Here is a 26,397-nt window from a genome sequence, read left to right as displayed (position 1 = left end):
TAGCCGGCCGGTACCCTCGCCGCCATGCGCACCGTCGAGGTCTTCGCCGACATCCTGTGCCCGTTCACCCACGTCGGGCTCAGGACCCTGATCGACCGGCGCACCGAGCGCGGCCTCACTGAACCACGCCTGCGCATCCGATCCTGGCCACTGGAGCTGATCAACGGCAGTCCGCTTGATCGCCACCACGTGGGTGCCGAGATCTCGGCGCTTCGCGCGTCGGTGCGTCCCGACCTGTTCGCGGGCTTCTCCGTCGAGGCATTCCCGGAAACGTCGATGACGGCATATGCGCTGAGCGCTGCTGCCGACCGCGCCGGCGATCCCGTGCTGGTCGAAGAGGTCGGGTTGGCGTTGCGGAATGCGCTATTCGAAGAGGGCCTTGATATCGGGCGGCCCGAGGTCATCGGGCCCATCGCAGCCCGGTTCGGCCTCGAACCGCTTGACGCAGAGACCACGTCCGCTGCGGTCCAGGCCGATTGGGACGCGGGCCGCGCTCGCGGCGTGGTCGGATCGCCGCACTTCTTCACCGAGGACGGCGCGGACTGGTTTTGCCCTGGCCTGGCGATCAGTCGCGATGATGTTGGCAACTTCATCGTTGCCTGGAAGGCCGGCGCGGAGGCCTTCGTCGATCGTGTCTTCACTTCAGCCTGAACGAATTACGACAGGTTGGCAGCATCGAGGCTTCTCGATCAGATAACGGTGCCTGCGGCGCCGTCCTCGCGAATCACCGGGCGCCCGGCGCGCTGCCAGGCCCCCATCCCGCCGGCCAAGTTGTAGACGGTTAGCCCGGCCGCTGCAAGTTTCGTTGCCGCCACGCTGGATCGGTTTCCCGAGCGGCAGACCGCAACGATCGGGGCGGCGGCCTCGAAGAGGTGCGCGTCAAGATCGCCGAGTCGTACGTGAACAGCGCCGGGAGCATGCCCGGCGGTCCACTCATCGTCCTCGCGAACGTCGAGCAGGATGGCGCCGGACCTGTCGACGAGCATCATTGCGCCGCCCGGGTCGATTTCGAATACACCCATCACGGATCACCTTTCAACGATGGAGCCGGAGCTCCGGGATGAACTCCGATGTCGGGCGGGCGACCTACGCGGCGCCCGACATCACCCTTACTATACCCCACGGGGTATACCGGTATCTGATTGCTTTTCCGGACGGGTTTGCCCGCGTGAGCGACCTTGCGTGAGCGCCGGTGGCGCGTCTGTGACGAGTCTCTCGCCGTCTCCGGCGGAGCATTCGGGCAGCTCAGGCGATACCGGAGGGGGCATATCCAAGGATGCGGCCGGAATATCGCCCCGCGGGAATAAGATACCCCCTAGGGTACTTGGAATACCCGTAGGGGTATGGTCCACATGGGCGCTACCGCGTTCCCGAGAGAAAGAAGTCGACGATGATCCTGCAGCAGTACTACCTGGACTGCCTGTCCCACGCTTCGTACCTGATCGGCGACGAAAGCACCGGCCGCGCAGTTGTTGTGGATCCGCAACGTGATGTGGCCGAGTATGTGGCCGACGCGGAGGAGCAGGGACTGACCATCGAATTGGTCATCGAGACGCACTTCCACGCCGACTTCCTGTCCGGTCACCTGGAACTTGCCAAGGCCACCGGCGCGAAAATCGTCTACTCCTCAGTCGCCCAAACAGAATTCGAGTCGATGGGTGTCGCTGACGGTGAACGCTATTCGCTGGGTGATGTGACACTGGAATTCCGCCACACCCCCGGGCATACACCCGAGTCATTGAGCATCGTGATCTACGAGCATGCCGATGACACCGTTCCGTACGGCGTGATGACCGGCGACACCCTGTTCATCGGTGATGTGGGCCGACCTGACCTGCTGGCCTCCATCGGCTTCACCCGTGAGGAACTCGCCGAGAAGCTCTACGACTCCTTGCACGACAAGCTGATGACGCTGCCCGACGCGACCCGGGTGTACCCGGCGCACGGCGCCGGATCGGCGTGCGGCAAGAACTTGTCGACCGACCTGTGGTCGACCATGGGCGATCAGAAGGCGACCAACTACGCATTGCGAGCACCCGACAAGGCGACGTTCATGAATCTCGTCACCGAGGGTCAGCCGCCGGCGCCCGCCTACTTCGTCTACAACGCGATCCTCAACCGCAGGGACCGCGAACTGCTCGACGAGACCAAGATGCCGAAGGCGATGACCTACGACGAGGTCCGCGCCGCCGTCGACAACGGCGCGGTGCTGGTTGACGGGCGCACTCCCGAGGAGTTCGCTCTCGGCCATCTGCGCCGCGCTGTCAACATCGGTCTGGAAGGCCGGTACGCCGAGTTCGCGGGCTCTGTGTTGCCCTCCGATGTCGATATCGTGCTGGTCACCGACCCGGGGCAGGAACTGGAAGGCAAGAACCGGCTCGCCCGCATCGGTTTCGACCGGGTGATCGGTTATCTCGACAAGCCGTTCGAGGCGATGTTCGAGAACCGTGGCGACGTTGCCGTCGCATCCCGATTGACCGCCCAGGCATTCGATCAGCGCGCATCTGAGCTGCCTGATCTGCAGATCGTCGACGTGCGTAACCCCGGCGAGGTCGAAGCCGGCGCGATTCCGCACGCCGTCGCGATCCCGGTCGGGCAGTTGCCCGCCCGGCTCGGCGAACTGGATCCCGCCAAGCCGACAGTCGTCTATTGCGCTGGCGGTTACCGGTCCTCTGTCGCTGCAAGTCTGTTGCGCCAGAACGGGTTTGCCGACGTCAGTGACATCCTGGGCGGCTACGGCGCCTGGGACGAAGCCCACCAAAACGCCTGATCTTCCGAGGAGAACTGCCACCATGACCATCACGGCCAAACATCAAATCCTGATCGTCGGCGGCGGAACCGCCGGCATCACAGTCGCCGCGCGGATGCTCCGCAAGGGCTACACCGACGTCGCCATCATCGAGCCGTCGAGCAAGCACTACTACCAACCGCTGTGGACGCTGGTCGGCGGCGGTCAGGTGAAGGCGCCGACCACTGAGCGCGACGAGTCGTCGGTCATGCCCACGGGTGCGACCTGGATCAAGAACGCCGCCAGTGCCTTTGATCCCGACAACAACACGGTCACCTGCGTGGACGGCTCGACCTACACCTACGACGTGCTCGTTGTCTGTCCGGGCATCCAGCTGGATTGGAACCGCACCGAGGGCCTGGAGGATGCCCTGGGCCGTGACGGGGTGTCGTCGAACTACCGGTTCGACCTCGCGCCGCGCACCTGGGACTTCATCCGCAACATGCGTTCGGGCACCGCAGTTTTCACCGTCCCCTCCGGCGCGATCAAGTGTGCCGGTGCTCCGCAGAAGATCGCCTACCTGGCGGCCGACTACTGGCGGAAACAGGGGGTGCTCAAAGACATTGACATCCACCTGGTGATGCCGGGGGCACGGCCGTTCGGGATTCCGGCGATTGCGGACAGCCTCGACAAGGTCATTGCCGACTACGGCATCACCTTGCACACCAACTCCGAGGTGACGTCCGTTGATGCGGCATCGCGCAAGGTCGGCATCACCAGCGTCGCCGCCGGCGGCACCGATGCCATGCTGCCCTACGACGTTCTGCATGCCGTGCCGCGGCAGTCGGCGCCGGACTGGATCAAGTCCAGCCCGCTGTCGACGGGTGACGCGGCCGGTTATGTCGACATCGACAAGCACACCATGCAGCACGTGCGGTACCCGAACGTGTTCAGCCTGGGTGACGCGGGTTCGTCGCCGAACTCCAAGACCGGCGCCGCGATCCGCAAGCAGGCCCCGGTGGTTGTCGCCAACATCGACGCGTTCTTGAAACACCAGCCACTACCCGCGTCGTACAACGGTTACTCGTCGTGCCCGATCATCACCTCGTCGCACGCGATGCTGCTTGCCGAGTTCGATTACGACCTGAAGCTGGAACCGTCGTTCCCCCTGCTGAATCCGACGACGCCACACCGGGCCTATTGGTATCTGAAGAAATACGGGCTCCCGTTCATGTACTGGAATCTGATGCTCAAGGGCCTGGCCTAACAATTCGATTGCGACACAACGAAAGGACATCACAATGACAATCAAGAAGCTGACCGCTACCGACTTCAAGGCCACGATCGCCGAGAATCCCGTTGTGCTCATCGACTTCTGGGCGTCGTGGTGCGGCCCGTGCCGCGCCTTCGCTCCGGTCTTCGACCGCTCGTCGGAGTCGCACCCCGATGTGGTGCACGCCAAGGTCGACACCGAAGCCGAGCAAGAACTCGCTGCGGCACTGGAGATACGGGCGATCCCGACGATCATGGCCTTCCGCGACGGGATTCTGGTCTACCGCCAGCCCGGTGCGATGCCCGCCGCGGCCCTGGAAGATCTCATCGCCAGGGTCAAGGACCTCGACATGACCGAGGTGCGCGCCAAGATCGCCGCAAGCCCCGTACCGAAATCGCAACCGGCATAGGAGAACACATGTGTTACCCGGAGAAGTGTCCCACGTGCGGAAAGACCGGCTGGGCCGGCTGCGGCCAGCACGCCGACGATGTGATGCGATCGGTGCCCGTGAGTCAGCGGTGTACCTGCGAGCGGAACTGCGCGGCGCAAGTCACACCACGCGGGTGAGTGGAAATCGATGACCGTCGGACTCGCCTTGGCCCTCGGCGCAGTGATCGGCGTCCTGCTGGGTTTACTCGGCGGTGGCGGGTCCATTCTCGCGGTTCCCGCGCTGGTCTACGTGCTCGGGCTGGGAATCGAGCAGGCCATCCCGATGTCGCTCATCGTGGTTGGCACCGCGTCGGCGGTGGGCGCGCTGCCCAAGATCAGGGCCGGACAGGTGCAGTGGCGGCTGGCCGCGATCTTCGCGGCGGCCGGCATTCCCGCCACCTTCGTGGGGACGGCAATCGGTAGACAGCTACCTCAATCGGCTCTGCTCATCGGCTTTGCCGGGGTGATGGTGGTGGCGGGTATCCGGTTGCTGCAGGACAACGGCGACACCGGCACTGCATGCAAGGTCGGCGATTCAGGGATCAACTGGCGTCACTGCGCCCCGAGATCCATCCCCGCGGGATTCCTCGTCGGCTTGCTCACCGGGCTCTTCGGTGTCGGTGGGGGCTTCCTGATCATTCCGGCTCTGGTGCTGATGCTCGGAGTGGAGATCCCGGTCGCCATCGGTACGTCGCTCTTGATCATCGTCGTCAACTCGGCAGCGGGATTGGTCTCACATGTCAGCGCGGGCGGCATCGACTGGGCGATCACCGGCGCGTTCGTCGGTACCGCCATCCTCGGTTCGCTGGTCGCCGCGCACCTCGGTACCAGACTTGACACCCGACGGCTACAGCACTGGTTTGCCTACCTGGTCTTCGCAGTGGCCGGTTACGTGCTCGTCGACACCATCTTCATCCACTAGCTCTCGCCGCCGTCAGTTCAGATGTTCACCGAAGAACGCGAAGATCCGCTGCCAGGCGTCCTCGGCCTCGGGGCGTGAGTAGGCCATCCCGGCAACGCCGGCGATGGCCTGCATCGGCGCGGGGATGTCCCAGTCGTTCATGAAGGAATGTCCGACGTTCGGATACTCCTTGATGTCACGTGGCACATCGTTGGTCGAGAGCAGGTCCTCCAGCTTGTCCGCCGCGCCCTTGAGCATCCAGTCCTTGGCGCCGTAGCTGGCCACGGTCGGGCACGAGTTCGGGATCGCGGAGATGTCCGAGGGCCATTCCCCGTAGTTGGGGGCCGCGGCGTCGAAGTGTCCGGTCGGTGCCAGCACGAGGCAGAACCCGCCGCCCATGCAGAACCCGATGATGCCGACCTTCCCGCTGCACGCCGGATCGGCCGCCAGGTGATCGCGGGCGGCGATGAGGTCGTCGACGGCGGTTCCGTTGCCCTTCTTGAACGCCTGCAGGGTGCGCACCACGCACAGCAGTCGATTGCCCCGGTGATACAGCGCCGGGGTGATGGCGAGGTAGCCGTTGCCGGCAAACCGGTCGGTGATGCGTTTGATGTCACCGGTCATGCCCATTGCGTCGTGCACGATCACGACACCGGGCCACGGTCCGTCACCGTCCGGCCGTGCTTGGTAGGCCGGCAGCGGGCCCGCCGGAGCGGGAAACGTGGTGTCCATGGAAGGGCATCTTGCCCGTTGGGTGATCAACTCCGCCAGGGGTTGTTGCCGGCGTCCCAGGCTTTCTGGATGTCCGGGTAGATCGACGTCTGATCGGTGGGCACCGAATTCTTCGTCATCCGGGTGCGCTCGTCGGCCAGGACTTCGGGTGCGCCGCTCTCGATGGCGTCCATCGTCTGGGCCGCGACGTCCTCGGGTGAGATCTTCGGGCCGTCGATCACCGCGGCCATATCGGTGTCGATGAAGCCGGCATGTACACCGACGACGTGGGTGCCCTGGCCGTGCAGTTCGATACGCAGCGCATTGGTCAGGGCCCACTCGGCGGCCTTGGACGCTCCGTAGGACGCGTTGAAGGGGGAGACGAAGAAGCTGACCACCGACAGCATGTTCACCAGTGCGCTGCCACCTGACTGAGCCGCCAGAACGGGCGCGAACGCGCGCGCCATCGCCAGCGTGCCGAAGTAGTTGGTCTCCATCTCGACGCGGGCGGCATCGGGATCCTCGGCGGTCAGGAATGGCGACTGCAGCATGGCGCCGGCGTTGTTGATCAGCACCGACACGTCGGTGCAGGCTTCCGCCGCGGCGCGCACGGCGTCAGCATCAGTGATGTCCAGGCCGATCGGCACCACTCGCGAATCGTCGAAGGCGACGCTGCCGGGGTTGCGGGCGGCGGCGTAGACCTTGATGGCGCCCCGGTCCAGCAGCGCCTGGGTGAACGCCCGGCCGAGGCCGCGATTGGCGCCGGTGACCAGTGCGATGCTGCCGTCGATGGCTTTGCCGTTGGTTGCGGCCATGGTCTGCTCCTCGGTGTCGGGTTCACCGGGATCAACATCTACTCGCAGCGGCGATATTTCGCGACGTGATCCGTCATCTCAGGCGCCCGCGATCGACTCGCGCGCCACCAGCTGGACCTCAACCGGCTGACCGCTGCGGAGTGACTGCACGCCGGCTTCGCACACCGCTGCGGCGGCGTAGCCGTCCCACGCCGAGGGACCGTCGGTGTAATTCCCGGTTCGGGACCCCTCCCGGACCGCGTCCACCCAGCGCTGGACCTCGGTGTCGTAGGCGGCGCCGAACCGTTCCCGGAAGCCGGGGGTGATCTGCCCGCCCCAGGTGCCCGGCGCGGTCCTGCGGATGAGGCCGACATCCAAACCGATCATGGCGCTTCCCTTTTCGGCAACCACCTCGGTGCGCACCTCGTAGGCGACGCCGGTGGTGACGAACAGCTCGACATCAACGTGCTTGCCCGAGGCGGTGCGCATGATGGCGATCTGCGGGTCGGCCACCCCGTCGGGCGCGCCCGGGTTGGCCGACGGCGTGATGATCTGGATGGCGACGATCTCCTCGTCGAACAGGAACCTCGTCACGTCGACCTCATGCACCAGCGAGTCACGCACGATCATCGCGCTGTCGAAGGACGGCGGCACCGCGGGGTTGCGGTGCGCGCAGTGCAACAGCAGCGGGCGGCCCAGCTCGCCGGAGTCCAGCATTGCCTTCAGGGCGGCGTACTCGTGGTCGAAACGGCGCATGAAACCGACTTGAATGAGCCGCTTTCCGAGCTCGGCCTCACGTTTGACCACCTCCAACGAGGTCTCCGCATCGGTGGTCAGCGGCTTCTCGCACAGCACCGGCTTGCCGTGCTCCAGGCACGCCAGCAGTTGCTTATCGTGGGTGGGTCCGGGAGTGGCCAGCACGACGGCATCGATGTGCGCGTCGGCGATGGCGTCCAGCGGATCGGCGATCACGCGGCAGCCGGGGATGCCTGCGGCGATCTGCTCGGCCTTCTCGGTGAGGTAGTCGTTGACGACGGCGACATGGGCGCCGGAGATCTTCGACGTCAGGCGGGCGACGTGGTCGGCGCCCATGATGCCGACGCCGACTACGGCGACACGAAGATCAGACACGGACGTGAATCTCCTGAACTAGAACCGGACGGACGGGATGCCGCAGGACCCGAGATAGGTGCGGGTGCGCGTGGCGATGGGCAGCGGAGCATCGAGCTCGCACGGGAACATGTCCTGCTCGACGATCGCGAACACGTCGATGCCCAGCTTCTCGATCTCGGCGAGAAGCGGTGGCATGTCGGGGATTCCGCGGGGCGGCTCGGTCATCGCGCCGAGCGTGACGGCCTCGCCGAACGGCAGGTCCTCGGCCTCGACCTTGGCGCGCACCTCGGGGTCGACCTGTTTGAGGTGCAGGTAGCCGATGCGCTCGGGTGCGCGGCGGATGATCGCGATGTTGTCGCCGCCGCAATAGGAGATGTGGCCGGTGTCCAGGCACAGGTTCACGAATTCGGCGTCGGTGCCGTCAAGAAAGCGGTAGACATTCTCTTCGGTGTCGACGTGACTGTCGGCATGGGGGTGGTACTGCGCGTGGACCCCGTACTGCTCGAACATCGCCTTGCCCAGTTCGTTCATGCCCTGGGTCTTCTTGTGCCACTGCTCGCCAGTCAGCGTGCGGTCTTCGAGCACCGCACCCGAGGACGGGTCGCGCCACATCTCCGGGATGACCACGACATGCTTACCGCCAACGGCGGCAGTCAGTTTCGCGACATCCTCGATCTGCTTCCACACCGCGGACCAGGAATTGTCCTGGTGCAGGTGCTCGAAAACCGTGCCGGCGGACAGCTTGAGGTTGCGGGCCGCCAGCTCATCGGCGAGCTGCTGGGGATCGGTCGGCAGGTAGCCGAACGGGCCCAGCTCGATCCACTGATAACCCGCTGCGGCGACCTCGTCGAGGAAGCGGGTGTACGGGGTCTGCCGCGGATCGTCGGGAAACCACACACCCCACGAGTCCGGTGCCGAGCCGACGAGAATGGTGCTCACGGTGCTTTTCTCTCAGCGATCGGACGGTTTGACAAGGGCGCGTTGAACTTTCTTCCAGTCGGCATACCGTTGGTAGGCCGTCTGGGTGGATTCCAGGCTGGAGACCTCGCTGACCGGTACGTCCCACCAGCTGTGACTGTCGGGTGCGTAGATCAACGGGTCGGTCTCCACATGAATGACGGTGGTGCGCTCGCTGCCCTTTGCGACTTTGACCGCATCGGTGAACTCCGCGGCGGTGCCCACCTTGATGACATCGGCGCCCAGACTGGCGGCATTGGCGGCCAGATCGACCGGCAGTGTGTCGCCGTCGAGCCGGCCGCCGGCGCCACGGTATCGATAGGCCGTCCCGAATCGCTGGGAACCCAGTGATTCCGAAAGCCCGCCGATAGAAGCGAATCCGTGGTTCTGTACCAGAACCGGGATGACCTTGATGCCCTCCTGGACAGCCGTCACCAGCTCGGTGGCCATCATCAGGTAGGAGCCGTCGCCGACCATGATGAACACGTCGCGGTCGTCGTCGGCCATCCGTACGCCGATACCGCCGGCGATCTCGTAACCCATGCACGAGTAGCCGTATTCGACGTGATAGCCCCTGCGGTCGCGGGTGCGCCAGAGCTTGTGCAGATCTCCGGGCATCGACCCGGCCGCGCACACCACCACGTCACGGGGATCTGACAGTGTATTGACCAAGCCGATGACCTGGTTCTGGTTGAGCGGCGCACCGTCGTCGCAGGCGTACACCGACGACACAATGTCTTCCCACTCGGCGGCCAGTTCGGTTGCCCGGGAGCGGTATTCGGAACTGACGGCGTAGCCCTTGAGTGCGGAGCCCAGCGCTTCGAGGGCTTCCCGTGCATCCGACACCACACTGACGCCACCCTGTTTCACCGAATCCAGCGAGGCGACATTGATATTGACGAACCGGACATCGGGGTTGTTGAACGCGGTCCGCGATGCCGAGGTGAAATCGCTGTAGCGGGTCCCGATCCCGATGATCACGTCGGCCTCCGCGGCCAGCGCGTTCGCCGCGGTGGTTCCGGTCGAGCCGACGGCCCCGACCGATTGCGGATGATCGAAGCGCAGCGAACCCTTGCCTGCCTGACTCTCGGCGACCGGGATGCCGGTCTGCTCGCAGAACGCGGCCAGAGCGTCTTCGGCTTCGGAGTAGTGCACACCGCCCCCGGCGATGACCAGCGGCTTGGCCGCAGCGGCGATGATCTCCGCAGCCCGCGCAATCACCGAGCGCTCCGGCAGCGGACGGGCGATGTGCCACGTGCGTTCGGCAAACAGCGATTCCGGCCAGTCGTGGGCTTGCGCCTGGACGTCCTGGGGGATCGACACGGTGGCCGCGCCGGTCTCTACCGGATCGGTCAGCACGCGCATGGCGCCCAGCAGTGCGGCGGGCAGCTGCTCAGGTCGCCACACCCGATCGAAGTAGCGCGACAGTGGCTTGAACGCATCGTTGACCGTGACGTCGCCGGAGGACGGCAGCTCGAGCTCCTGCAGCACAGGCGAACTGACCCGGGTGGCGAAGGTATCGGCAGGCAGCAGCAGTACCGGCAGCCGGTTGATGGTCGCCAACGCGGCACCGGTCAGCATGTTGGTGGATCCGGGTCCGACGCTTGCGGTGACGGCCCAGGCTTCGAGGCGGTCCTTCTGCCGCGCATACGCGACGGCAGTGTGGACCATGGCCTGTTCGTTGCGGCCCAGCACGTAGGTGAGACCCGGACTGCGGCCGGCCGCGAGAGATTCGACTTCGTCCTGCAGGAGTGCCTGGCCCAGTCCCGCCACGTTGCCATGTCCGAAGATGCCCAGGCATCCGGCGAAGAACTTCCGGCGTACCCCGTCACGCTCGGCGTACTGGTTGGCGAGGAACCGAATGGTGGCCTGGGCCACGGTAAGTCGCACGGTGCTCTCGGAGTCGGCCAGCTTCTCGGTCGACTTCGGCGCGGTGGATACCACGATCACACTCCTTGCCCGGCGGGGCTGCCCATCGGCAGCCGGGGGTCGACCTGCTGGTGTTCCCAGCTGCCGCGCAGCCAGGTGTGGTTCGGGTCGTCACAGATCAGCCAGGCCCGGTTCGGGCCGGATCCGGCCATCACGTTGAGGTAGTACATGTGGTGGCCGGGGGCAGCGATCGACGGACCGTGATAGCCGTGCGGCACCAGCACCACGTCGCCGGATCGGACCTCTTCGAGCACCTCGATCGGGCGCTGCGGTGTGCCGTAGACGCGGTGATAGCCGAAGCCGGGAGTGCCCGCCGGGCTGTCGGCGATCTCGAAGTAGTAGATCTCCTCGAGCTGCGTCTCGACGTCGGTGTTCTCCTCGTGCTTGTGCGCGGGGTAGCTCGACCAGTTACCGCCGGGGGTGATGACCTCGCAGGCGATCAACGAGTCGGCTTCGAATGTGGTTGCGGTGCCGAAGTTGTGCACCTGGCGGCTGCAGTTGCCGGCCCCGCGCAACTCGACGGCCACGTCGGCTGCCGCGACCCGGCGGTTCGGGAACGAGATGGTGGCGCGTGCCCCGCAGATCGCGAAGCGCCCTTCACCGGTCAGCATGAACGTCTGGTCGATACCGAGGTAGACCATGTCGGCTGGTCCGTCGAAGACCGATTCGCGCCGCGACAGCTCGAATGTTTCTCCGCCACAGGTGATCCTGCCGCCCCCCGATAACGGCAGGATCATCACCTCGGTACCACCGGTGGTCAGCTCGATGGTCTGACTATCGTCCAATTCCACCACGTGCAGCGAGGACTCCGCCCATCCAGCGGACTCGGGCGTGACGTCGACGGTGAACGGCAACTCGGCGCTGCGGGCGGGAATGTAGTACTTGCTGTTCATTCTTTGTCACCTCACCATCGCCACGGCGGTCGCGACCGCGGAGCTCACGTCGTCATCGGCCGGATACAACAGGGTGCGCCCCACGATCAAACCCCGTACCGACGGCAGCGACAATGCCTTCTCCCAACTGGCGAATGCCTCGTCGGGATCGGTGGGGTCGCCGCCCAGCAGGAGAGTCGGCAACGTCGTGGAGTCCATCACCCGCTCCATCTCGTCGACGACCGGCAGCTTCATCCAGGTGTAGGCCGACGTGGAGCCGAGGCCCTGGCTGATGTGGATGGATTTGATCACCGCATCCGGGCTCAGGTCGTTGCGCACCTTGCTGTCGACTCGGCTGGACAGGAACGGTTCGAGCATCGCGATCAAGCCGTGCGCTGCCAGTTCGTCGACGGCTTGCGCGCACGCGGCCAGGGTGGCGACTGTGCCCGGATCGTCGAGGTCGATGCGGCACAACATCTTTCCGCCGTTCATCTTCGCCGCGGCAGTCGATGCGGCGGTGGCGGCGGTCATGCGGTCGTCGAGCTCGAAACAGGCGCCGGCCAGGCCGCCGCGGTTCATCGAGGAGAAGACCACCTTGTCCTCGAGTGCGCCGAGCAGCAGCAGGTCGTCCAAGATGTCCGAGGTGGCCAATACTCCGTCGACGCCGGGATGGGCGAGCGCGGAGCGCAGCCGGTCGAGCAGGTCCGTGCGGCTGTTCATCGCGGTGGGCCGCGCGCCGACGGCCAGGGCACCGCGGGCCGGGTGGTCGGCGGCGACGATCATCAGTCGTCCGTTGCCGCGCACGACGGGCCGGGTGGTGCGCTCCTGCCATGCCCGCGCGATCGCGGCCGGATCGGCGGCACGCAGATCGGTGATATCCGCATAGTCCCTGCAGGCGCTAGACATTGACGGCCTCCACCGCCGTCTGGTCGGCGAGCTCGGCTACCTCGGCGGCGGTCGGCATCGCCGTCGAGCACTCCAGCCGCGACGCAACGATCGCGCCGGCGGCGTTGGCATAGCGCAGCGTCTTCTCCAGCGGCCAGCCGTGCAGTAGGCCGTGGCACAGGCTGCCGCCGAAGCTGTCGCCCGCGCCGAGCCCGTTGACGACGTCGACGTCCACCGGTGGCACTGTCACCGATGCGCTGCGGGTCTTGCCCAGCACCCCGCGCGGGCCCTGCTTGACGATCGCCAGCTGCACGCCGAGGTCGAGCAGTGCGTCGGCGGCCTTGTGCGGATTGGTTTCCCCGACCGCGATCTCACATTCCTCGCGGTTGCCGACAGCGACCGTGACGTGGGCCAGTGCACGCTGAACCTGCGCGGTGGCGGCGGCGGGGGAGTCCCAGAACATTGGTCGGTAATCGAGGTCCAGAACCGTCAACGGGGTGCGGCTGGGCCCATTGCCCGTCGCTTCGCTCGCCCCACGTGCCTCCCAGGCCGCGAAATGCGCACCCCGGCTTGGCTCTTCGGAGAGACCGGTCACCGTGGACCAGTACAGCCGGGCAGTACGCACGGCATCGAGATCGATGTCGGCGGCGGTGATCTGCAGATCGGGCGCCGACGGCTTGCGGTAGAAGTACAGCGGGAAGTTGTCCGGCGGGAAGATCTCGCAGAAGGTCACCGGCGTCGGGTGGTTCGGGTCGACGGTGACGTAGCGGTTGTCCACGCCGAGGCGGCTCAACTCGTCACGGACGAACCGGCCGAACGGATCTGCGCCCGCTCCGGAGATCAACGCGGTGCGGTTGCCCAGTCGCGCGGCGGCCACCGAGACGTTGGCTGCGCTGCCGCCGAGGAACTTGCCGAAGGATTCCACGCGTTCGAGACCGACGCCGATCTGCAGCGGATAGATGTCGACGCCACTGCGCCCGATGGCGAGTACGTCGAACGGTGCGTCAGTGGTCACGTCAGCTCTCTTCAGGGCTCGTTGGGGACTTGTGTACGAGGGTGCCCCGCGTCACAGCGCCATGTCAATACTTTGTCCTGACATTCTATCTTTATCTCAATCGATGCTAGAGTGCAGCTACTGTTGGGTTTTCGAGTTCGAGATCGGAGTCGATGTGCCGTTGACGGTCGAACTGGACAGGTCAAGCCCCGTTCCCCTGTACTACCAGCTATCCCAGGCAATCGAGGCGGCGATACGTAGTGGCGAACTCGCGCCGGGAGACCGCTTCGAAAATGAACTCGCATTGGCCAAGCGGTTGACACTGTCGCGGCCCACCACGCGCCGCGCCATTCAGGAGCTCGTCGACAAGGGCCTTCTGGTTCGCAAGCGCGGCGTCGGAACCCAGGTCGTCCAGAACCCGGTTCACCGCCGCGTCGAACTCACGAGCCTGTTCGACGACCTGTCCCGGGCCGGACAAGAGCCCACCACCCAGCTGCTCGAGTACCACGTCGGCCCGCCCGGTGAGGACGTCGCGCGCGAGCTGAGCCTTGCCGAGGGACGCGAGGTCGCCTGCATCAAACGTCTCCGCTGCGCCAACGGCGAGCCGCTGGCCCTGATGACCAACTATCTGCCGGCCGAGATCGCCCCGGCTGCCGAGGAACTGGAACGCAGCGGCCTGTACCAGTCGCTGCGCGGCCGCGGCGTCCATATCCGGTTGGCCAGCCAGCGCATCGGTGCGAGGGCGGCCAGCCGAAGTGAGGCCCGGCTGCTCGACGAGAAGCCGGGTGCGCCGCTGCTGACCATGGACCGCACGGCGTTCGACGATTCCGGCCGCGCCGTCGAATTCGGTTCACACTGCTATCGCGCCGCCCGGTATTACTTCGACACCACACTCGTCGACCGCTGACGTGCGCCTTTCGCCGAATTCCGGCGAATAGCGGTTCGCCGGTCCGCGTGGCGTACACCACGCACATTCGCGCCGCGATCGTGAGTGCGGCAAACTCTGCGCGGTTGGCTATTCAAGATCAGAATTGAAATCCGCTCGCCGCCTTATGGTTTCGAGAATTTCGATTTGATCGGCCAGGCTGGTCGACGCGTGTGACAATTTGGCTTTCCAGCTGCGTCGAAAACGGCGGGGGACAGTGACAGAGAGCCACTTGTTCCGCGCGCTGTGGGCGCTGATGCTGGGCCTGTTTCTGATCGTCGTCGACTCGACGGTGGTCGCGGTGGCCAACCCGGTGCTCAAGGCCGACTTCGGCGCCGAGTACGGCGCGGTGCTGTGGGTGACAAGCGGTTACCTCCTGGCGTTCGCGGCACTACTGCTGATCGGCGGACGGCTCGGAGACCGATTCGGGCCCAAGCGCGTCTACCTCGTCGGGATGGCGATCTTCAGCGTGTCATCGGTGTGGTGCGGTCTTGCCACATCGGTGGGAATGCTGACCGCCGCCCGCGTCGTGCAGGGCGCCGGCGCCGCGCTGCTGGCGCCGCAGATCCTCACGGCGATCACCCGGATGTTCCCGCCCGAGCGGCGCGGGATGGCGATGAGCGTCTGGGGCGTCACCACCGGGCTGGGCCTGTTCGGAGGTCCCATTCTCGGTGGTGTGCTGATCGATCAGCTCGGCTGGCGATGGATCTTTTTCGTCAATGCACCGATCGGCATTCTCGGGTTGGTGCTGGCGGCGTGGCTGGTTCCGGAGCTGCCCGGCCGGCATCTGCACATGGACATTCTCGGCGTCCTGCTCTCCGGCGCCGGTATCGGCTTGATCGTGTTCGGTCTTCAGGAAGGCCAGCGCGACAGTTGGTCGCCGTGGATCGGCATGCTGATCGTGGGCGGGCTGGTAGTGCTCGCGGTCTTCGTCGGCTGGCAGGCCGTTCACCCGGGCGAACCGCTGATACCGCTGCGGTTGATCCGACACCGGAACTTCATCCTGGCCACTGCCGGGATCGCCGTGGTCAGCTTTGCCTTCGTCGCCTTCATCGTCCCGCTGATGATCTTTCTCGAAGAGGGCTACCGACTTTCACCGGTTCACGCCGCGCTTCTCACCGCTCCGATGGCCGCCGCGACCGTCGTGTTCGCGCCGGTGGTCGGAAGGCTCGTCGACCGCGTCCATCCGCGTGCTGTCGTGATCGTCGGCTTCACACTGCTGGCGATCGCCTTGTTGTGGCTGGCATCGGAGATGACGCCGGCCACCCCGATCTGGCAGCTGGTGTTGCCGCTGGCGACGGTGGGCGTCGCCGGAGCGTTCACCTGGGAACCGCTGGCCGTCATCGCATCCCGCGCACTACCGGACGAGTTGGCCGGTGCAGGTTCAGCTCTGTGCAACACCGCGCGCCACCTCGGGGCGGCGCTGTCGAGTGCCAGTGTGGCCGCACTGACGGCCGGCCTGCTGGCCGGCGCGAGTTCAGATGTGTCGCTGGCCGCCGTCACGTCGCAGTCGATGCTGTTGCCCGCATTCGCCGCCGCGGTGGGCGCAGTGACCGCCCTGTTCTTCGTCGGCCGGCAACACGTGGCGAGTACGGGCGTCTCGGTGCGCCGCGACGTGAGCGTGCCGCTATGACCGCTCTTGCCGGCGCACCACATTCGACACTGCACGAGGCGGAATCGCTCACCGACGATGCCTTGCGCGACCTGCTCGCGTACCCCGACCGGCTCCAGCGTCCCCTGTTCCGGGCCAACTTCATCGCGAGCATCGACGGGGCGGTCACCCTCGAAGGATCGGGCCGAAGACTGGGCACACCGACCGATCGCCGGGTGTTCAGCCGGTTGCGTGAGGTCGCCGACGTGGTGCTGGTGGGTGCGACGACGGCGAAATCCAAACCCTACGAGAACCTTCAGCTCGATCCGGCCGCGCAAGCATGGCGACTGTCGAGGGGCCTGGCAGCCGCCCTGCCGGTGGCCGTGGTGTCCAGTCGCGGTGTCGTCCCGCCCGCGGTGCTCCGCAATGCGGCGGCGCCGCCGGTGGTCTTCGTGTCGTCCGGCGCCGATATTGCGGCGCGGCGACAACTCGTGGAGTCCCGCGCCCATGTCGTCGTGCTGGCGGGCAGCCGAGTGGATTCTGCGGCGATCCGGGACGGGCTCGGCGCATTGGGGCTGCACCGGGTGCTCGTCGAAGGCGGCCCCACATTGTTCTCACAACTGGTGTCGGACAACGAGATCGACGAACTATGTCTGACCACCAGCCCCAAGCTGGTGGTGGGCCCGGCCCGTCGCATCGCCGCGGCCGATCGGCACGTCGAGATCAACATGGCGCGCCGCGGAATCCTGGTCGGCGCCGATGGGACCGTCATCGTCCGGTGGGCGCGCTACTGAGGATCGCGCGGTCAGGAGAACGCGGCGCGGAACGCCGCGAGCGCCTCCGCACTGTCACCGGCTGCCCATGCCTCCAGGCCGATCGTGCCTCGATAGCCCATGTCGCGCAACGCTGTTGCGATCGCGGGGTAGTGGATCTCGCCGGTCCCCGGCTCGCATCGTCCCGGCACGTCGGCCACTTGGATCTCACCGATCGCGGGGCCGCACCGGCGCACCAGCTCCACAAGATTCCCTTCCCCGATCTGGGCGTGGTAGAGGTCGAGCATCATCTTGACGTTCGGGTGGTCGACCCCCTCGACGAGCGCAAGCGTGTCCTTCGCGCGGGCCAGGGGGACACCGGGGTGATCGACGATCGTGTTCAGGTTCTCCACGCAGAACGTCACGCCCGCAGCGGCGCCCAGTTCACCGATCCGCTCCAGCGTGCGCTGCGCGGTGAGCCACATCTGCCCGGTCGCCCGCTGTCGCGGCCGGGCGGCACGACCGTCGACGAGTTCCGCGGTGTGCAGGTTCAGCCGCGGCACGCCCAGCGTCTCAGCGGCTTTGATGCTCAGCTCGGCGGTCTGGACCACCTCGTCGGCGCCCGCCGGGTCGATCAGGTCGCCGTGCAGGTACCCGGTCATCGACGAGAATCGCGCGCCGGTCGCGGCGAGTGCGGCGAGGTCCTTGTCGTGCCAGCTCCAGATCTCCACGGCGAAGCCGAGTTCGTGGATGCGTCGCACCCGCTCGCCGATCGGCAGGTCGGTAAACACCATCTCGGCGCATACCGCCAGGTCAAAGTAGCTCACCCCGGCACCCTAACATTTGACCTGCAGTCCGAATGTCCTAACAAAGTATTGACTTTCTGCTGTGAGCCGTATTACATCGAGGCAAGGGCGTGGCGTGGGCGACGAAGACCGCGATGAAGACAAGGAGTCGGAATGAAGTTCAATCGGCTAGCGGCCGTGGCAGGGGTGAGCGCGCTCGTGATCGGTCTGGCCGCCTGCTCCGCGACCGGCGGCAAACCGCGGGACAACGGCAGCGGTTCGGGCGGCGGCACCGTCGACACGCCACGCATGACCATCGCGATGATCACCCACGAGGCGCCCGGCGACTCGTTCTGGGACTTGGTCCGCAAAGGCGCCGAGACCGCAGCCAAGAAGGACAACATCGAACTTCGCTACTCCAGCGATCCCGAAGCGCCGAACCAGGCGAACCTGGTCCAGAGCGCGATCGACAGCGGCGTCAAGGGTATTGCTGTGACGCTGGCCAAGCCCGACGCGATGAAGGCTGCCGTGCAAAGCGCCGGCTCCAAGGGCATCCCCGTGGTCGCCTTCAACGCCGGCCTGGACGCCTGGCAGGCGATGGGTGTCAAGGAGTACTTCGGACAGGACGGCTACATCGCCGGTCAGGAAGCCGGTAAGCGCTTGCAGTCAGACGGTGCCAAGAAGGTCGTCTGCGTCATCCAGGAACAAGGTCACGTCGACCTCGAGGCCCGCTGCGCCGGCGTGAAAAACACATTCCCGGCCACGGAAGTTCTCAACGTCAACGGTAAAGACATGCCGTCGGTGGAATCAACGATCACCGCCAAGCTTCAACAGGATTCGGGGATCGACACGATTCTGACGCTCGGGGCGCCCTTCGCGCTGACCGCCGTCCAATCGGTGACGAACGCGGGCAGCAAGGCCAAGGTCGCCACCTTCGACACCAACGCCGCACTCGTCGACGCCATCAAGAACGGAAGCGTGCAATGGGCCGTTGACCAGCAGCCGTTCCTGCAGGGATACCTCGCGGTCGATTCGCTGTGGCTCTATCTCAGCAACGGCAACGTGATCGGCGGAAACCAACCGACGCTGACCGGCCCGTCGTTCATCGACAAGTCGAACATCGACGCAGTCGCCGAATACGCCAAGAACGGAAAGCGCTGATGAGTACTCAGTCTGACGTCGCGCCGACGCACAAGGTTGTTCACGACGAACGGGTCAAAGAACGGAACCGGCTGCAGCGCCTTCTGATTCGGCCCGAGATGGGCGCGGGCATCGGCGCCATCGGGATCTTCGTCTTTTTCCTCATCGTGGCCGACCCGTTCCGGCAGGCCTCGTCACTGGCCACCGTCCTCTACGCCAGCTCGACCATCGGGATCATGGCGTGCGGCGTCGCGGTGCTGATGATCGGCGGCGAGTTCGACCTGTCGACGGGCGTCGCGGTGACCTTCAGCTCGCTGGCGGCCTCGATGCTGTCCTACAACCTGCACCTCAACCTGTGGGCGGGCGCGGGCCTTGCGCTGATCCTGGCGCTGGGCGTCGGGTTCTTGAACGGCTTCCTGGTGATGAAGACCAAGATCCCGTCCTTCCTCATCACGCTGAGTACCTTCTTCATGCTCGCCGGTATCAACCTCGCCGTCACCAAACTCCTTGCCGGACAGGTCGCCACGCAGAGCGTGAACGACATGCAGGGCTGGGACTCGGCGCAGAAGGTGTTCGCCTCGTCGTTCACCCTGTTCGGCGTGAGCATCCGCATCACGGTGGTGTGGTGGCTGGTGTTCACCGCGGTGGCCACCTGGGTGTTGTTCAAAACCAAGATCGGCAACTGGATCTTCGCGGTCGGCGGTGACGCCGAAAGCGCCCGGGCGGTGGGTGTTCCGGTGACCAAGGTCAAGATCGGGATGTTCATGTTCGTCGGGTTCTGCGCCTGGTTCGTCGGCATGCACCTGCTGTTCGCATTCAACACGGTGCAGTCCGGGCAGGGCATCGGCAACGAGTTCTTCTACATCATCGCCGCGGTGATCGGTGGCTGCCTGCTGACCGGTGGATACGGCACCGCGGTCGGTGCGGCCATCGGTGCGTTCATCTTCGGCATGACGAATCAGGGCATCGTGTACGCGGGCTGGAACCCCGACTGGTTCAAGTTTTTCCTCGGCGCGATGCTGCTGTTCGCGGTGATCGCCAACAACGCCTTCCGTAATTACGCCGCCAAGAGGTGAGAGAAGTGACTGCGACCATGGATCGACCCACCGAAGAAGCCCCGTCCGGCGGCAAAGTGCCACTTGTCGAGCTCAAGAACGTCGGTAAGACCTACGGCAACATCACCGCGCTCAAAGACATCTCGCTGCGGGTGCATGCCGGTGAGGTGACCGGCATCCTCGGTGACAACGGCGCAGGCAAGTCGACGCTCATCAAGATCATCGCCGGGTTGCATCAGCCCACCGACGGTGAGCTGCTGGTCGACGGCGAACCGACGAAGTTCACCTCGCCCGCCGACGCGCTGGACAAGGGCATCGCCACGGTGTACCAGAATCTCGCTGTCGTTCCGCTGATGCCGGTGTGGCGAAACTTCTTCCTGGGTCAGGAAATTCGTAGGAAGAGTTTCCCGTGGGCGTTGGACGCGAACGCGATGCGGGCCACCACGCTGACCGAGTTGGCGAAGATGGGCATCGAGTTGCCCGACGTCGACGTGCCGATCGGCTCGCTGTCGGGCGGGCAGCGCCAGTGTGTAGCGATCGCGCGGGCGGTGTTCTTCGGGGCGCGGGTGCTGATCCTCGACGAGCCGACGGCCGCGCTCGGCGTCAAGCAATCCGGTGTGGTGCTCAAATACATCACCGCCGCCAAAGAGGCGGGCTTCGGCGTCGTGTTCATCACCCACAACCCGCACCATGCGCACATGGTCGGCGATCATTTCGTGCTGCTCAACCGCGGCCGCCAGAAGCTCGACTGCAGCTACGACGAGATCACCCTGGAGCATCTGACCCAGCAGATGGCCGGTGGGGACGAGCTCGAGGCGCTCTCCCACGAGCTGGGCCGCTGACCTAGCGCGGCGTCAGCGCGAACAGTCGCAGCTCCCGGTCGGTGCGGGTGCGGTAGGCCTGATACATCGGATAGGCCAGGAAGCGTGCCAGGCCGGCGTCCCGCTCGGGCCCGGTCACCAACGTGGCCGTCACCGGGATCTCGATCCCGTTGATGGCGACGACGGCCTCCGGGTCGGCCAGCAGGTTGAGGCTCCAGGCCGGGTGATGCTGCTGGCCGAAGTTGCTGCCGAGCACCAGCAGGCGCTCGCCCTCGCGCAGGTAGCTCAACGCCGACAACCGCGGCTGGCCGGACTTGCGGCCCGTCGTGGTCAACAGCAGTTCGGGCATGGAGGTCGGACCGAACAAGGTGTACTTGCCCTTGGTCGCACGCAGCACACGACGGTCGAGGGGCACGAGTGCCCTGATGACGCGCGAACCCACCGCCGTGGAGGCGAACGCCAAGGCCGGCTTGAACAGCGGCGAGATGTCTTCTCGGCCCCAGTGACCGTCAGGGAAGCGTTGCGGCATACCTGCCATCGTGCCCGATGGCGGGCCGCCGCAGAACCCGTTCAGCGTGGCGACATACCCGCTGCGCGGTAGGCCGCATCCACGTAGTGCATGTTGTGCACGGCGTCCTCGACGCCGATCGGCAGCGGTGCGCCGTCCAGGACGTGGGCGGCGAATGCGTCGAGCTGGTAGGTGTAGGACGCGCGAGTGCCCAGGTGCTCCACCCGTGTTCCGTCCGGCGTGCGGATGGTGATCCGATCGTCCGTGTGCGGTTTGATGAAGTCGTGGGCCAGTGCGTCACCCTTGGTGCCGACAACCTTCATGGTGAACGAAAACGCTTCGGCGGTCATGGTGTTCGCGCTGCAGCCGGTGGCACCGGACGGGAAGCGCAGCTCGACATCGCACCATTCGTCGACGCCGGCGCTGCGTTGAGAAGCGTGGGCGGCGGTGATCGCCGGGCGGCCCAGACCGCGGGCGCCGAGCTGGCGCATGATGTGCAGGCCGTAGCAGCCGAGGTCCATCAGCGCCCCGCCGGCCAGATCCAGCGACCAGCGCGGGTCGTCAGGTGCGGGCGCCGGCATCGCCATCCTGACCTCCACGTGCCGGATCTCACCGAGCTCGCCGTTGGCTGCCAGTTCGAACATTCGCTGGGTCACCGGATGAAACAGGTAGTGGAAGCCCTCCAGCATGCTCACCCCGGCTTCCGCGGCGGCGTCGGCGACCTGTTGTGCCTCGATGTGGTTGCGCGCGAACGGCTTTTCGGTCAGCACCGGTTTGCCTGCCTTGATCGCAGCTAGGTTCCACGGGGCGTGCAGGCTGTTGGCCAACGGGTTGTAGACCACGTCGACCTCCGCGTCCTCGACCACGTCGGCGTAGCTGTCCGCGGTGCGCTCCACCCCGTAGGTGTCGGCGAACCGGCGGGCGCGCTGCGGATCCCGGGCGGCCACCACCACGAGCCGGTGGCCCAGATCCCGGGCCGGCCCGACGATCGCGTTCTCGGCGATCCGGGATGCGCCGAGCACGCCGATGCGCAGGCTCACGCCGGCACGCCGCCAGAGATTTGCTGGAGGTAGGCAACGCTGGCCAGTACGTCCCGCAGGGGGCCTTGGCCCTGCGGCTCGCCGTCGAGGATGGTGTCCTGTTCCAGGACGAACCAGCCGTCGAACCCGTTGTCCCGCAACGCTGCGACGATGCCCGCGATATCGACGTCGCCGGTGCCCAGCGGGGTGTACATGCCCTGGGACACGGCGTCGGTGTAGGTCAGGTCGCCGGACTGCACCCGAGCGGCCAGTGCCGCGTCGACATCCTTGAGATGGGTGTGCGCGATGCGGCCCGGTACCGTGCGAGCCAGCTTCAGCGGGTCGGTGCCACCGATCAACAGGTGCCCGGTGTCCAGACACAGCGAGATCGACGACCCGGCCAGTACCCGGGCCACCTCGTCGCCCTTCTCGACCATGGTGCCGACGTGCGGGTGTAGCACCGCGGTGACACCGCGCTCAGCGGCCGCTGCCGCCAGCCGGTCGAGGTTGGCGAGCAGCGTCGACCACTGCGCGTCGTCCAGATCGGGCCGGGAGTCATACCCGTCGGTGCCGGTCGCGGCGGCCAGCACCAGCATCGAAGCACCAGACGCCACAACGGATTCCAGCACACCGGCCACATCGGCAACCGGGTCGTGGTCGGCGTCGTGCAATACCGCCGGTGCGAAGCTGCCGACACAGCTCAGGCCGTGGCGGCCCAGCAATGCGGTCAGCTCGGCTGGGTCGGTGGGCAGGAAACCTTCCGGGCCGAGCTCGGTGGCCGACAGTCCGGCGCGGCCCATCTCGGACAGCACCCGCTCGGGATCGAGTTGATGACCCCAGCCGGGCACCTCGCACACACCCCAGGAGATGGGGGCTCCGGCGATCTTCACTGACGTACCTCCTCGATGCGGACCGGTGCGCCGCGACGCAGCGACTCGGTGGCGGCTTCGGCGATCCAGGCGACCTCGACGGCGTCGGCCACCGTGGCACCGCGCACCGGGGCGCCCTTGACGACGTCGACGAAGCCGCTCAGTTCGGTGCGGAACGCCTCGGTGAAGCGGTCCATGAAGAAGTGGTGCGGCTGACCGGTCGGAAAATCGTTGTGCGGATCGGCATTCCGCACCGGCACACCCTGGTCCCAGCCGGCGACCACGGTGTCGTTGAACCCGTGCACCTCCAGCCGGCAGTCGTAGCCCCGGCCGTTGTAGCGTGCGTTGGAGATGACGCCGAGTGCGCCTCCGTCGAATCGGACCACGACCGCCGCGGTGTCGACGTCGCCGTATTCGGCGAACAACGGATCGCCTTGCGCGGTGCCGGTGGCGTACACCTCGACGGCTTCCTGGCCGGTGATCCAGCGGACGGTGTCGAAATCGTGGACCGCGCAGTCGCGGAAGATGCCGCCTGAACCGGCGATGTACTCCATCGGCGGGGGAGCCGGGTCCATCGTGGTGCTGCGGACGGTGTGCAGCGTGCCCAGGGCGCCCCGGTCCACCGCGGCCTTGGCCGCTGCGAACGCGGCGTCGAAACGGCGCTGATAACCGATCTGCACCGGAACGCCGGCCCGCACGATGGCCTCGGCGACCCTGGCGCTTTCGGCTGCGGTGGAGGCCACCGGTTTCTCGCAGAACGTCGGCAACCCGCGTTCGACGGCGGCCAACGTCAGTTCGGCGTGCGCCGGGGTGGCGGCGGCCACCACGACGCCGTCGATCCCCGACGACAGCAGAGCGTCGACCGAATCAACGGACCGCACACCGTACTTCGTCGCCACCTGGGCGACCACATCGGGACGCTCGTCGGTGACGACGAGCCCGTCGATCCCGTCGAGCTGGCTCAGAGTGTCGGTGTGGAAGGCCCCGATCCGGCCGAGGCCGATCACGCCGAGGGTGGTCATGGAATTCTCCGTTCGTTCTGGTCGCACAGTGCGACGTCGAGGGCTTCGGGGGACAGATCGTCGGCCAGCGCGGCGAGCACGACGTCGACTTGGCTTGGCGGCGCAAGACTTCCGATCGGTTGGTCGCGGTCCAGGTTGGTGGGGAAGGGGTAACCCTCGGCGGTAGCCACCGCGGCGTTGAGCAGCTCCGCCGCCGATCGGCCCTCGGCCTTCATGGCGCGCAGCGCCGGGTACACCGCACGCACCATCGCGGTGCGGTCCAGGGCTTCCATCGCCCGGCCGAACGGCGACGAGATCTGCAACAGGTTGGCCATCCGCCGGACCGCGGCGGAGGTGTTGGCGCCGGCGCCGTGATAGAGCGCCGGATTGAAGAACACCGCATCGCCCTTGCTCAGCGGGATCTGCACATGATGGGTGGCGAAGTAGTCGACGAACTCCGGTGAAGTGAATGCCACATAGCCGCCCTCGAACAGCTGCGAATACGGCAGCAGCATGGTCGGCCCGCTCTCCAGTGGCATGTCGGTGTGGGCGACTGCGCCCTGCAGCGTCAGGGCCGGCGACAACCGGTGCACGTGCGCGGGGTACTCGCAGAGTTGGCCGGGCGCGACGAACCCGAGGTGGTAGTCGCGGTGCGGAACCTGCGCGGCGCCACCGGGATTGACGACGTTCACCTGAGAGGTGACCTGGTAGCGCGGCCCGAGCCAGGCCTGGCAGACCAGGGCCAGCAGATCGTTGGCGTAGTAGTCGGCGTACGCCTCGGGAGAGTGCAGCGCCAGCTTCTGGGCAGCGTTCCACACCCGGTCGTTGGCGCCCGCGGCTCCGAAGTGATCCCCGGCCGCACCGCCGGCCCGGCGCTGATCGGCGATCAGTGCCGCGAACGCCACGCTGGCGGCGTCGACGACCGCGGGCGGGAAGGCGCCGGTGAACACGACGACGCCGGGACCCTCGGCCAGCGCGGTGATGAGTTCGGCCTGCACAGCCCGTCGGTCGGCACGCGTGATCTCGGCGGCGGAGTAGACGACGACGTTCTGCCGAACCTCGGCGGCATGCGGGTACGCCGAGAGATCGGTCTCACGCTCGGTCAGTGCTTTCAACTCGTCGAGGTGATAGGCCTGCGGCGTCAACCAGGGTTGAACCCGCGCACGCACATCAGCCATGCCGAAAGTCTTGCTGTGACTCAGGCCGCAATCAACACCAGAAAGCCATCAAAAACCCATCAGAACGATAGGCTGCGAAACATGGCGCACCGCTTCAAAGTCCGCGAGATCGCCCAACAGTCCGGACTGTCCGAAGCCACCGTCGACCGGGTGCTCAATGACCGTCCCGGGGTCCGGGCGGCCACCCGCGCCGAGGTGCTGCACGCAATCGACGATCTGGAGAAACAACGATCCCAGTTGCGGCTCAACGGACGTCGCTTCCTGATCGACGTGGTGATGCAGACCCCGCAGCGGTTCTCCGATGCCTTTCGTGCCGCAGTCGAAGCCGAACTGCCTGCATTCGCGCCCGCGATGCTGCGCGCGCGATTTCACCTGTGGGAGTCCGGGGCGACAGACCAGATGGTGGACACGCTGGCCCGGATCAAGGGCAGTCACGGGATCGTGCTCAAGGCGCAAGATGAACCGGAGGTGGCCGAGGCCGTCGACCGTCTGGTGGCCGCCGGCGTCCCGGTGGTCACGTACACAACCGACATTCCGGCCAGTGCGCGCTGCGCATACGTCGGCATCGACAACCACGGAGCCGGGACCACCGCGGCCTATCTGATGGACCAGTGGCTCGGTGACACGCCGGCGGACGTACTGATCACGTTGAGCCGCACGGTGTTTCGAGGCGAGGCGGAACGTGAAGTCGGGTTCCGGACCGCGCTGCGCAAATCCGGCCGCGGCATCGTCGAGGTCGGTGACAGCGACGGTATCGACGCCACCATCGAACGCCTGGTGGTCGATGCCCTCGAGCGCCACCCCGACGTCGCTGCCGTCTATTCCGTCGGCGGCGGAAACACGGCGACGGTTGCGGCATTCGAGAAGCTGGACAGAGTCTGCCGGGTATTCATCGCTCACGACCTCGACGCCGACAACCGGCGGCTGCTGCGCGAAGGCCGCATCTCGGCGGTGCTGCACAACGACCTGCGCGCCGACGCCCGGCTCGCGATGCGGCTGATCCTGCAGCAGCACCGCGCGTTGCCCAGCGAGCCCGCGCGCCCCGTCCCGATTCAGGTGATCACCCCGTATAACCTGCCTGCCTGAACTCGGCGAGTCGTCGATTCGGAGAAACCGCGACTAGCATTCCGCGCCGACGGCGACGATGGATGGCGCCCAACTCACGAA

Annotated in this window: 27 protein-coding genes; 12 read left to right on the top strand and 15 right to left on the bottom strand. The window is 66.2% G+C overall.

What is annotated here, in order from left to right:
- Nucleotides 1-24 precede the first annotated feature (24 nt).
- On the top strand, nucleotides 25-651 hold the full coding sequence (locus G6N32_RS18060) for a DsbA family oxidoreductase (protein ID WP_115320759.1): 627 nt from the start codon (nucleotides 25-27) through the stop codon (nucleotides 649-651).
- A 38-nt stretch (nucleotides 652-689) separates the two neighbouring features.
- On the opposite strand, the gene G6N32_RS18055 is transcribed toward G6N32_RS18060, so the two are convergent.
- Nucleotides 690-1,022, bottom strand: coding sequence for a rhodanese-like domain-containing protein (locus G6N32_RS18055; RefSeq protein ID WP_115320758.1), 333 nt, complete (start codon nucleotides 1,020-1,022; stop codon nucleotides 690-692).
- 368 nt (nucleotides 1,023-1,390) lie between these two features.
- On the opposite strand from G6N32_RS18055, the gene G6N32_RS18050 reads away from it, so the two are divergent.
- The 4 genes from G6N32_RS18050 (at nucleotide 1,391) to G6N32_RS18035 (ending at nucleotide 5,352) form a co-directional block, all read left to right on the top strand.
- Entirely contained in the window at nucleotides 1,391-2,770 is a 1,380-nt protein-coding gene (locus G6N32_RS18050; protein WP_115320757.1) for an MBL fold metallo-hydrolase, read from the top strand.
- A 22-nt stretch (nucleotides 2,771-2,792) separates the two neighbouring features.
- Nucleotides 2,793-3,995, top strand: coding sequence for an NAD(P)/FAD-dependent oxidoreductase (locus G6N32_RS18045; RefSeq protein ID WP_115320756.1), 1,203 nt, complete (start codon nucleotides 2,793-2,795; stop codon nucleotides 3,993-3,995).
- Between the two features lie 34 nt (nucleotides 3,996-4,029).
- Nucleotides 4,030-4,410: a thioredoxin gene (gene trxA / locus G6N32_RS18040; protein WP_115320755.1), complete on the top strand. Its 381-nt coding sequence runs from the start codon at nucleotides 4,030-4,032 to the stop codon at nucleotides 4,408-4,410.
- Between the two features lie 168 nt (nucleotides 4,411-4,578).
- Nucleotides 4,579-5,352: a sulfite exporter TauE/SafE family protein gene (locus G6N32_RS18035; RefSeq protein WP_115320754.1), complete on the top strand. Its 774-nt coding sequence runs from the start codon at nucleotides 4,579-4,581 to the stop codon at nucleotides 5,350-5,352.
- A 12-nt stretch (nucleotides 5,353-5,364) separates the two neighbouring features.
- Here the strand turns inward: G6N32_RS18035 and G6N32_RS18030 are convergent, their stop codons facing one another.
- From G6N32_RS18030 to iolC, 8 genes are all read right to left on the bottom strand, one after another.
- The gene (locus G6N32_RS18030) at nucleotides 5,365-6,063 is read right to left on the bottom strand and encodes a dienelactone hydrolase family protein (protein WP_115320753.1); all 699 of its coding nucleotides are present in this window, start codon (nucleotides 6,061-6,063) and stop codon (nucleotides 5,365-5,367) included.
- Nucleotides 6,064-6,089: 26 nt separating this feature from the next.
- Entirely contained in the window at nucleotides 6,090-6,857 is a 768-nt protein-coding gene (locus G6N32_RS18025) for an SDR family oxidoreductase (RefSeq protein WP_115320752.1), read from the bottom strand.
- Between the two features lie 78 nt (nucleotides 6,858-6,935).
- Nucleotides 6,936-7,967 (bottom strand): Gfo/Idh/MocA family protein, encoded by a 1,032-nt coding sequence (locus tag G6N32_RS18020; RefSeq protein ID WP_115320751.1) that lies wholly within the window; start codon nucleotides 7,965-7,967, stop codon nucleotides 6,936-6,938.
- A gap of 18 nt (nucleotides 7,968-7,985) precedes the next feature.
- Entirely contained in the window at nucleotides 7,986-8,888 is a 903-nt protein-coding gene (locus G6N32_RS18015) for a sugar phosphate isomerase/epimerase family protein (protein ID WP_115320750.1), read from the bottom strand.
- 12 nt (nucleotides 8,889-8,900) lie between these two features.
- Nucleotides 8,901-10,850, bottom strand: coding sequence for a 3D-(3,5/4)-trihydroxycyclohexane-1,2-dione acylhydrolase (decyclizing) (iolD, locus tag G6N32_RS18010; protein ID WP_115321379.1), 1,950 nt, complete (start codon nucleotides 10,848-10,850; stop codon nucleotides 8,901-8,903).
- Between the two features lie 2 nt (nucleotides 10,851-10,852).
- On the bottom strand, nucleotides 10,853-11,728 hold the full coding sequence (gene iolB, locus G6N32_RS18005) for a 5-deoxy-glucuronate isomerase (protein ID WP_115320749.1): 876 nt from the start codon (nucleotides 11,726-11,728) through the stop codon (nucleotides 10,853-10,855).
- Nucleotides 11,729-11,734: 6 nt separating this feature from the next.
- Nucleotides 11,735-12,613, bottom strand: a complete 879-nt coding sequence (locus tag G6N32_RS18000; RefSeq protein ID WP_115320748.1) for a Cgl0159 family (beta/alpha)8-fold protein — start codon at nucleotides 12,611-12,613, stop codon at nucleotides 11,735-11,737.
- Entirely contained in the window at nucleotides 12,606-13,607 is a 1,002-nt protein-coding gene (gene iolC, locus G6N32_RS17995) for a 5-dehydro-2-deoxygluconokinase (protein WP_115320747.1), read from the bottom strand. Before iolC ends, G6N32_RS18000 begins: the two co-directional genes overlap by 8 nt.
- 103 nt (nucleotides 13,608-13,710) lie before the next feature.
- Here iolC and G6N32_RS17990 point away from each other — a divergent pair, with 103 nt between their 5' ends.
- The 3 genes from G6N32_RS17990 to G6N32_RS17980 all read left to right on the top strand — a co-directional run bounded on the left by G6N32_RS17990 (nucleotide 13,711) and on the right by G6N32_RS17980 (nucleotide 16,896).
- Nucleotides 13,711-14,493, top strand: coding sequence for a GntR family transcriptional regulator (locus G6N32_RS17990; RefSeq protein WP_272871113.1), 783 nt, complete (start codon nucleotides 13,711-13,713; stop codon nucleotides 14,491-14,493).
- A 235-nt stretch (nucleotides 14,494-14,728) separates the two neighbouring features.
- Nucleotides 14,729-16,144 carry a DHA2 family efflux MFS transporter permease subunit gene (locus tag G6N32_RS17985; RefSeq protein WP_232077158.1) on the top strand — a complete coding sequence of 472 codons (1,416 nt, stop codon included), beginning with the start codon at nucleotides 14,729-14,731 and terminating at the stop codon, nucleotides 16,142-16,144.
- Entirely contained in the window at nucleotides 16,141-16,896 is a 756-nt protein-coding gene (locus tag G6N32_RS17980; protein WP_115320746.1) for a dihydrofolate reductase family protein, read from the top strand. Before G6N32_RS17985 ends, G6N32_RS17980 begins: the two co-directional genes overlap by 4 nt.
- 11 nt (nucleotides 16,897-16,907) lie before the next feature.
- On the opposite strand, the gene G6N32_RS17975 is transcribed toward G6N32_RS17980, so the two are convergent.
- The gene (locus tag G6N32_RS17975; protein WP_172507302.1) at nucleotides 16,908-17,681 is read right to left on the bottom strand and encodes a TIM barrel protein; all 774 of its coding nucleotides are present in this window, start codon (nucleotides 17,679-17,681) and stop codon (nucleotides 16,908-16,910) included.
- 132 nt (nucleotides 17,682-17,813) lie between these two features.
- Between G6N32_RS17975 and G6N32_RS17970 the strand changes: the two genes are divergently transcribed.
- The 3 genes from G6N32_RS17970 to G6N32_RS17960 are packed head-to-tail and all read left to right on the top strand — an operon-like array spanning nucleotide 17,814 to nucleotide 20,676.
- Nucleotides 17,814-18,800: a substrate-binding domain-containing protein gene (locus tag G6N32_RS17970; protein WP_115320745.1), complete on the top strand. Its 987-nt coding sequence runs from the start codon at nucleotides 17,814-17,816 to the stop codon at nucleotides 18,798-18,800.
- Complete coding sequence (locus G6N32_RS17965; protein ID WP_115320744.1) at nucleotides 18,800-19,855, top strand: ABC transporter permease; 1,056 nt, start codon at nucleotides 18,800-18,802, stop codon at nucleotides 19,853-19,855. The genes G6N32_RS17970 and G6N32_RS17965 overlap by 1 nt, the downstream gene beginning before the upstream one ends.
- A gap of 17 nt (nucleotides 19,856-19,872) precedes the next feature.
- Nucleotides 19,873-20,676, top strand: a complete 804-nt coding sequence (locus G6N32_RS17960) for an ATP-binding cassette domain-containing protein (protein ID WP_276047723.1) — start codon at nucleotides 19,873-19,875, stop codon at nucleotides 20,674-20,676.
- Nucleotide 20,677: 1 nt separating this feature from the next.
- Here G6N32_RS17960 and G6N32_RS17955 read toward each other — a convergent pair whose 3' ends face one another.
- From G6N32_RS17955 to G6N32_RS17935, 5 genes are read right to left on the bottom strand one after another with little or no spacing between them, the layout of a single operon-like run.
- A complete protein-coding gene (locus tag G6N32_RS17955; protein WP_410432621.1) occupies nucleotides 20,678-21,184 on the bottom strand; it encodes a nitroreductase family deazaflavin-dependent oxidoreductase in 507 nt (168 codons plus the stop codon).
- Between the two features lie 41 nt (nucleotides 21,185-21,225).
- Entirely contained in the window at nucleotides 21,226-22,203 is a 978-nt protein-coding gene (locus G6N32_RS17950; protein ID WP_115320741.1) for a Gfo/Idh/MocA family protein, read from the bottom strand.
- Nucleotides 22,200-23,072: a sugar phosphate isomerase/epimerase family protein gene (locus tag G6N32_RS17945; protein WP_115320740.1), complete on the bottom strand. Its 873-nt coding sequence runs from the start codon at nucleotides 23,070-23,072 to the stop codon at nucleotides 22,200-22,202. The genes G6N32_RS17950 and G6N32_RS17945 overlap by 4 nt, the downstream gene beginning before the upstream one ends.
- A complete protein-coding gene (locus tag G6N32_RS17940; protein WP_115320739.1) occupies nucleotides 23,069-24,073 on the bottom strand; it encodes a Gfo/Idh/MocA family protein in 1,005 nt (334 codons plus the stop codon). Before G6N32_RS17940 ends, G6N32_RS17945 begins: the two co-directional genes overlap by 4 nt.
- Nucleotides 24,070-25,230 (bottom strand): phytanoyl-CoA dioxygenase family protein, encoded by a 1,161-nt coding sequence (locus G6N32_RS17935; RefSeq protein ID WP_115320738.1) that lies wholly within the window; start codon nucleotides 25,228-25,230, stop codon nucleotides 24,070-24,072. Before G6N32_RS17935 ends, G6N32_RS17940 begins: the two co-directional genes overlap by 4 nt.
- 81 nt (nucleotides 25,231-25,311) lie before the next feature.
- Here G6N32_RS17935 and G6N32_RS17930 point away from each other — a divergent pair, with 81 nt between their 5' ends.
- On the top strand, nucleotides 25,312-26,316 hold the full coding sequence (locus G6N32_RS17930) for a LacI family DNA-binding transcriptional regulator (RefSeq protein WP_115320737.1): 1,005 nt from the start codon (nucleotides 25,312-25,314) through the stop codon (nucleotides 26,314-26,316).
- Nucleotides 26,317-26,397 lie beyond the last annotated feature (81 nt).

This window comes from Mycolicibacterium aichiense, from assembly GCF_010726245.1.
Classification (GTDB): domain Bacteria; phylum Actinomycetota; class Actinomycetes; order Mycobacteriales; family Mycobacteriaceae; genus Mycobacterium; species Mycobacterium aichiense.
This window is presented reverse-complemented; position numbering and strand designations above follow the sequence as displayed.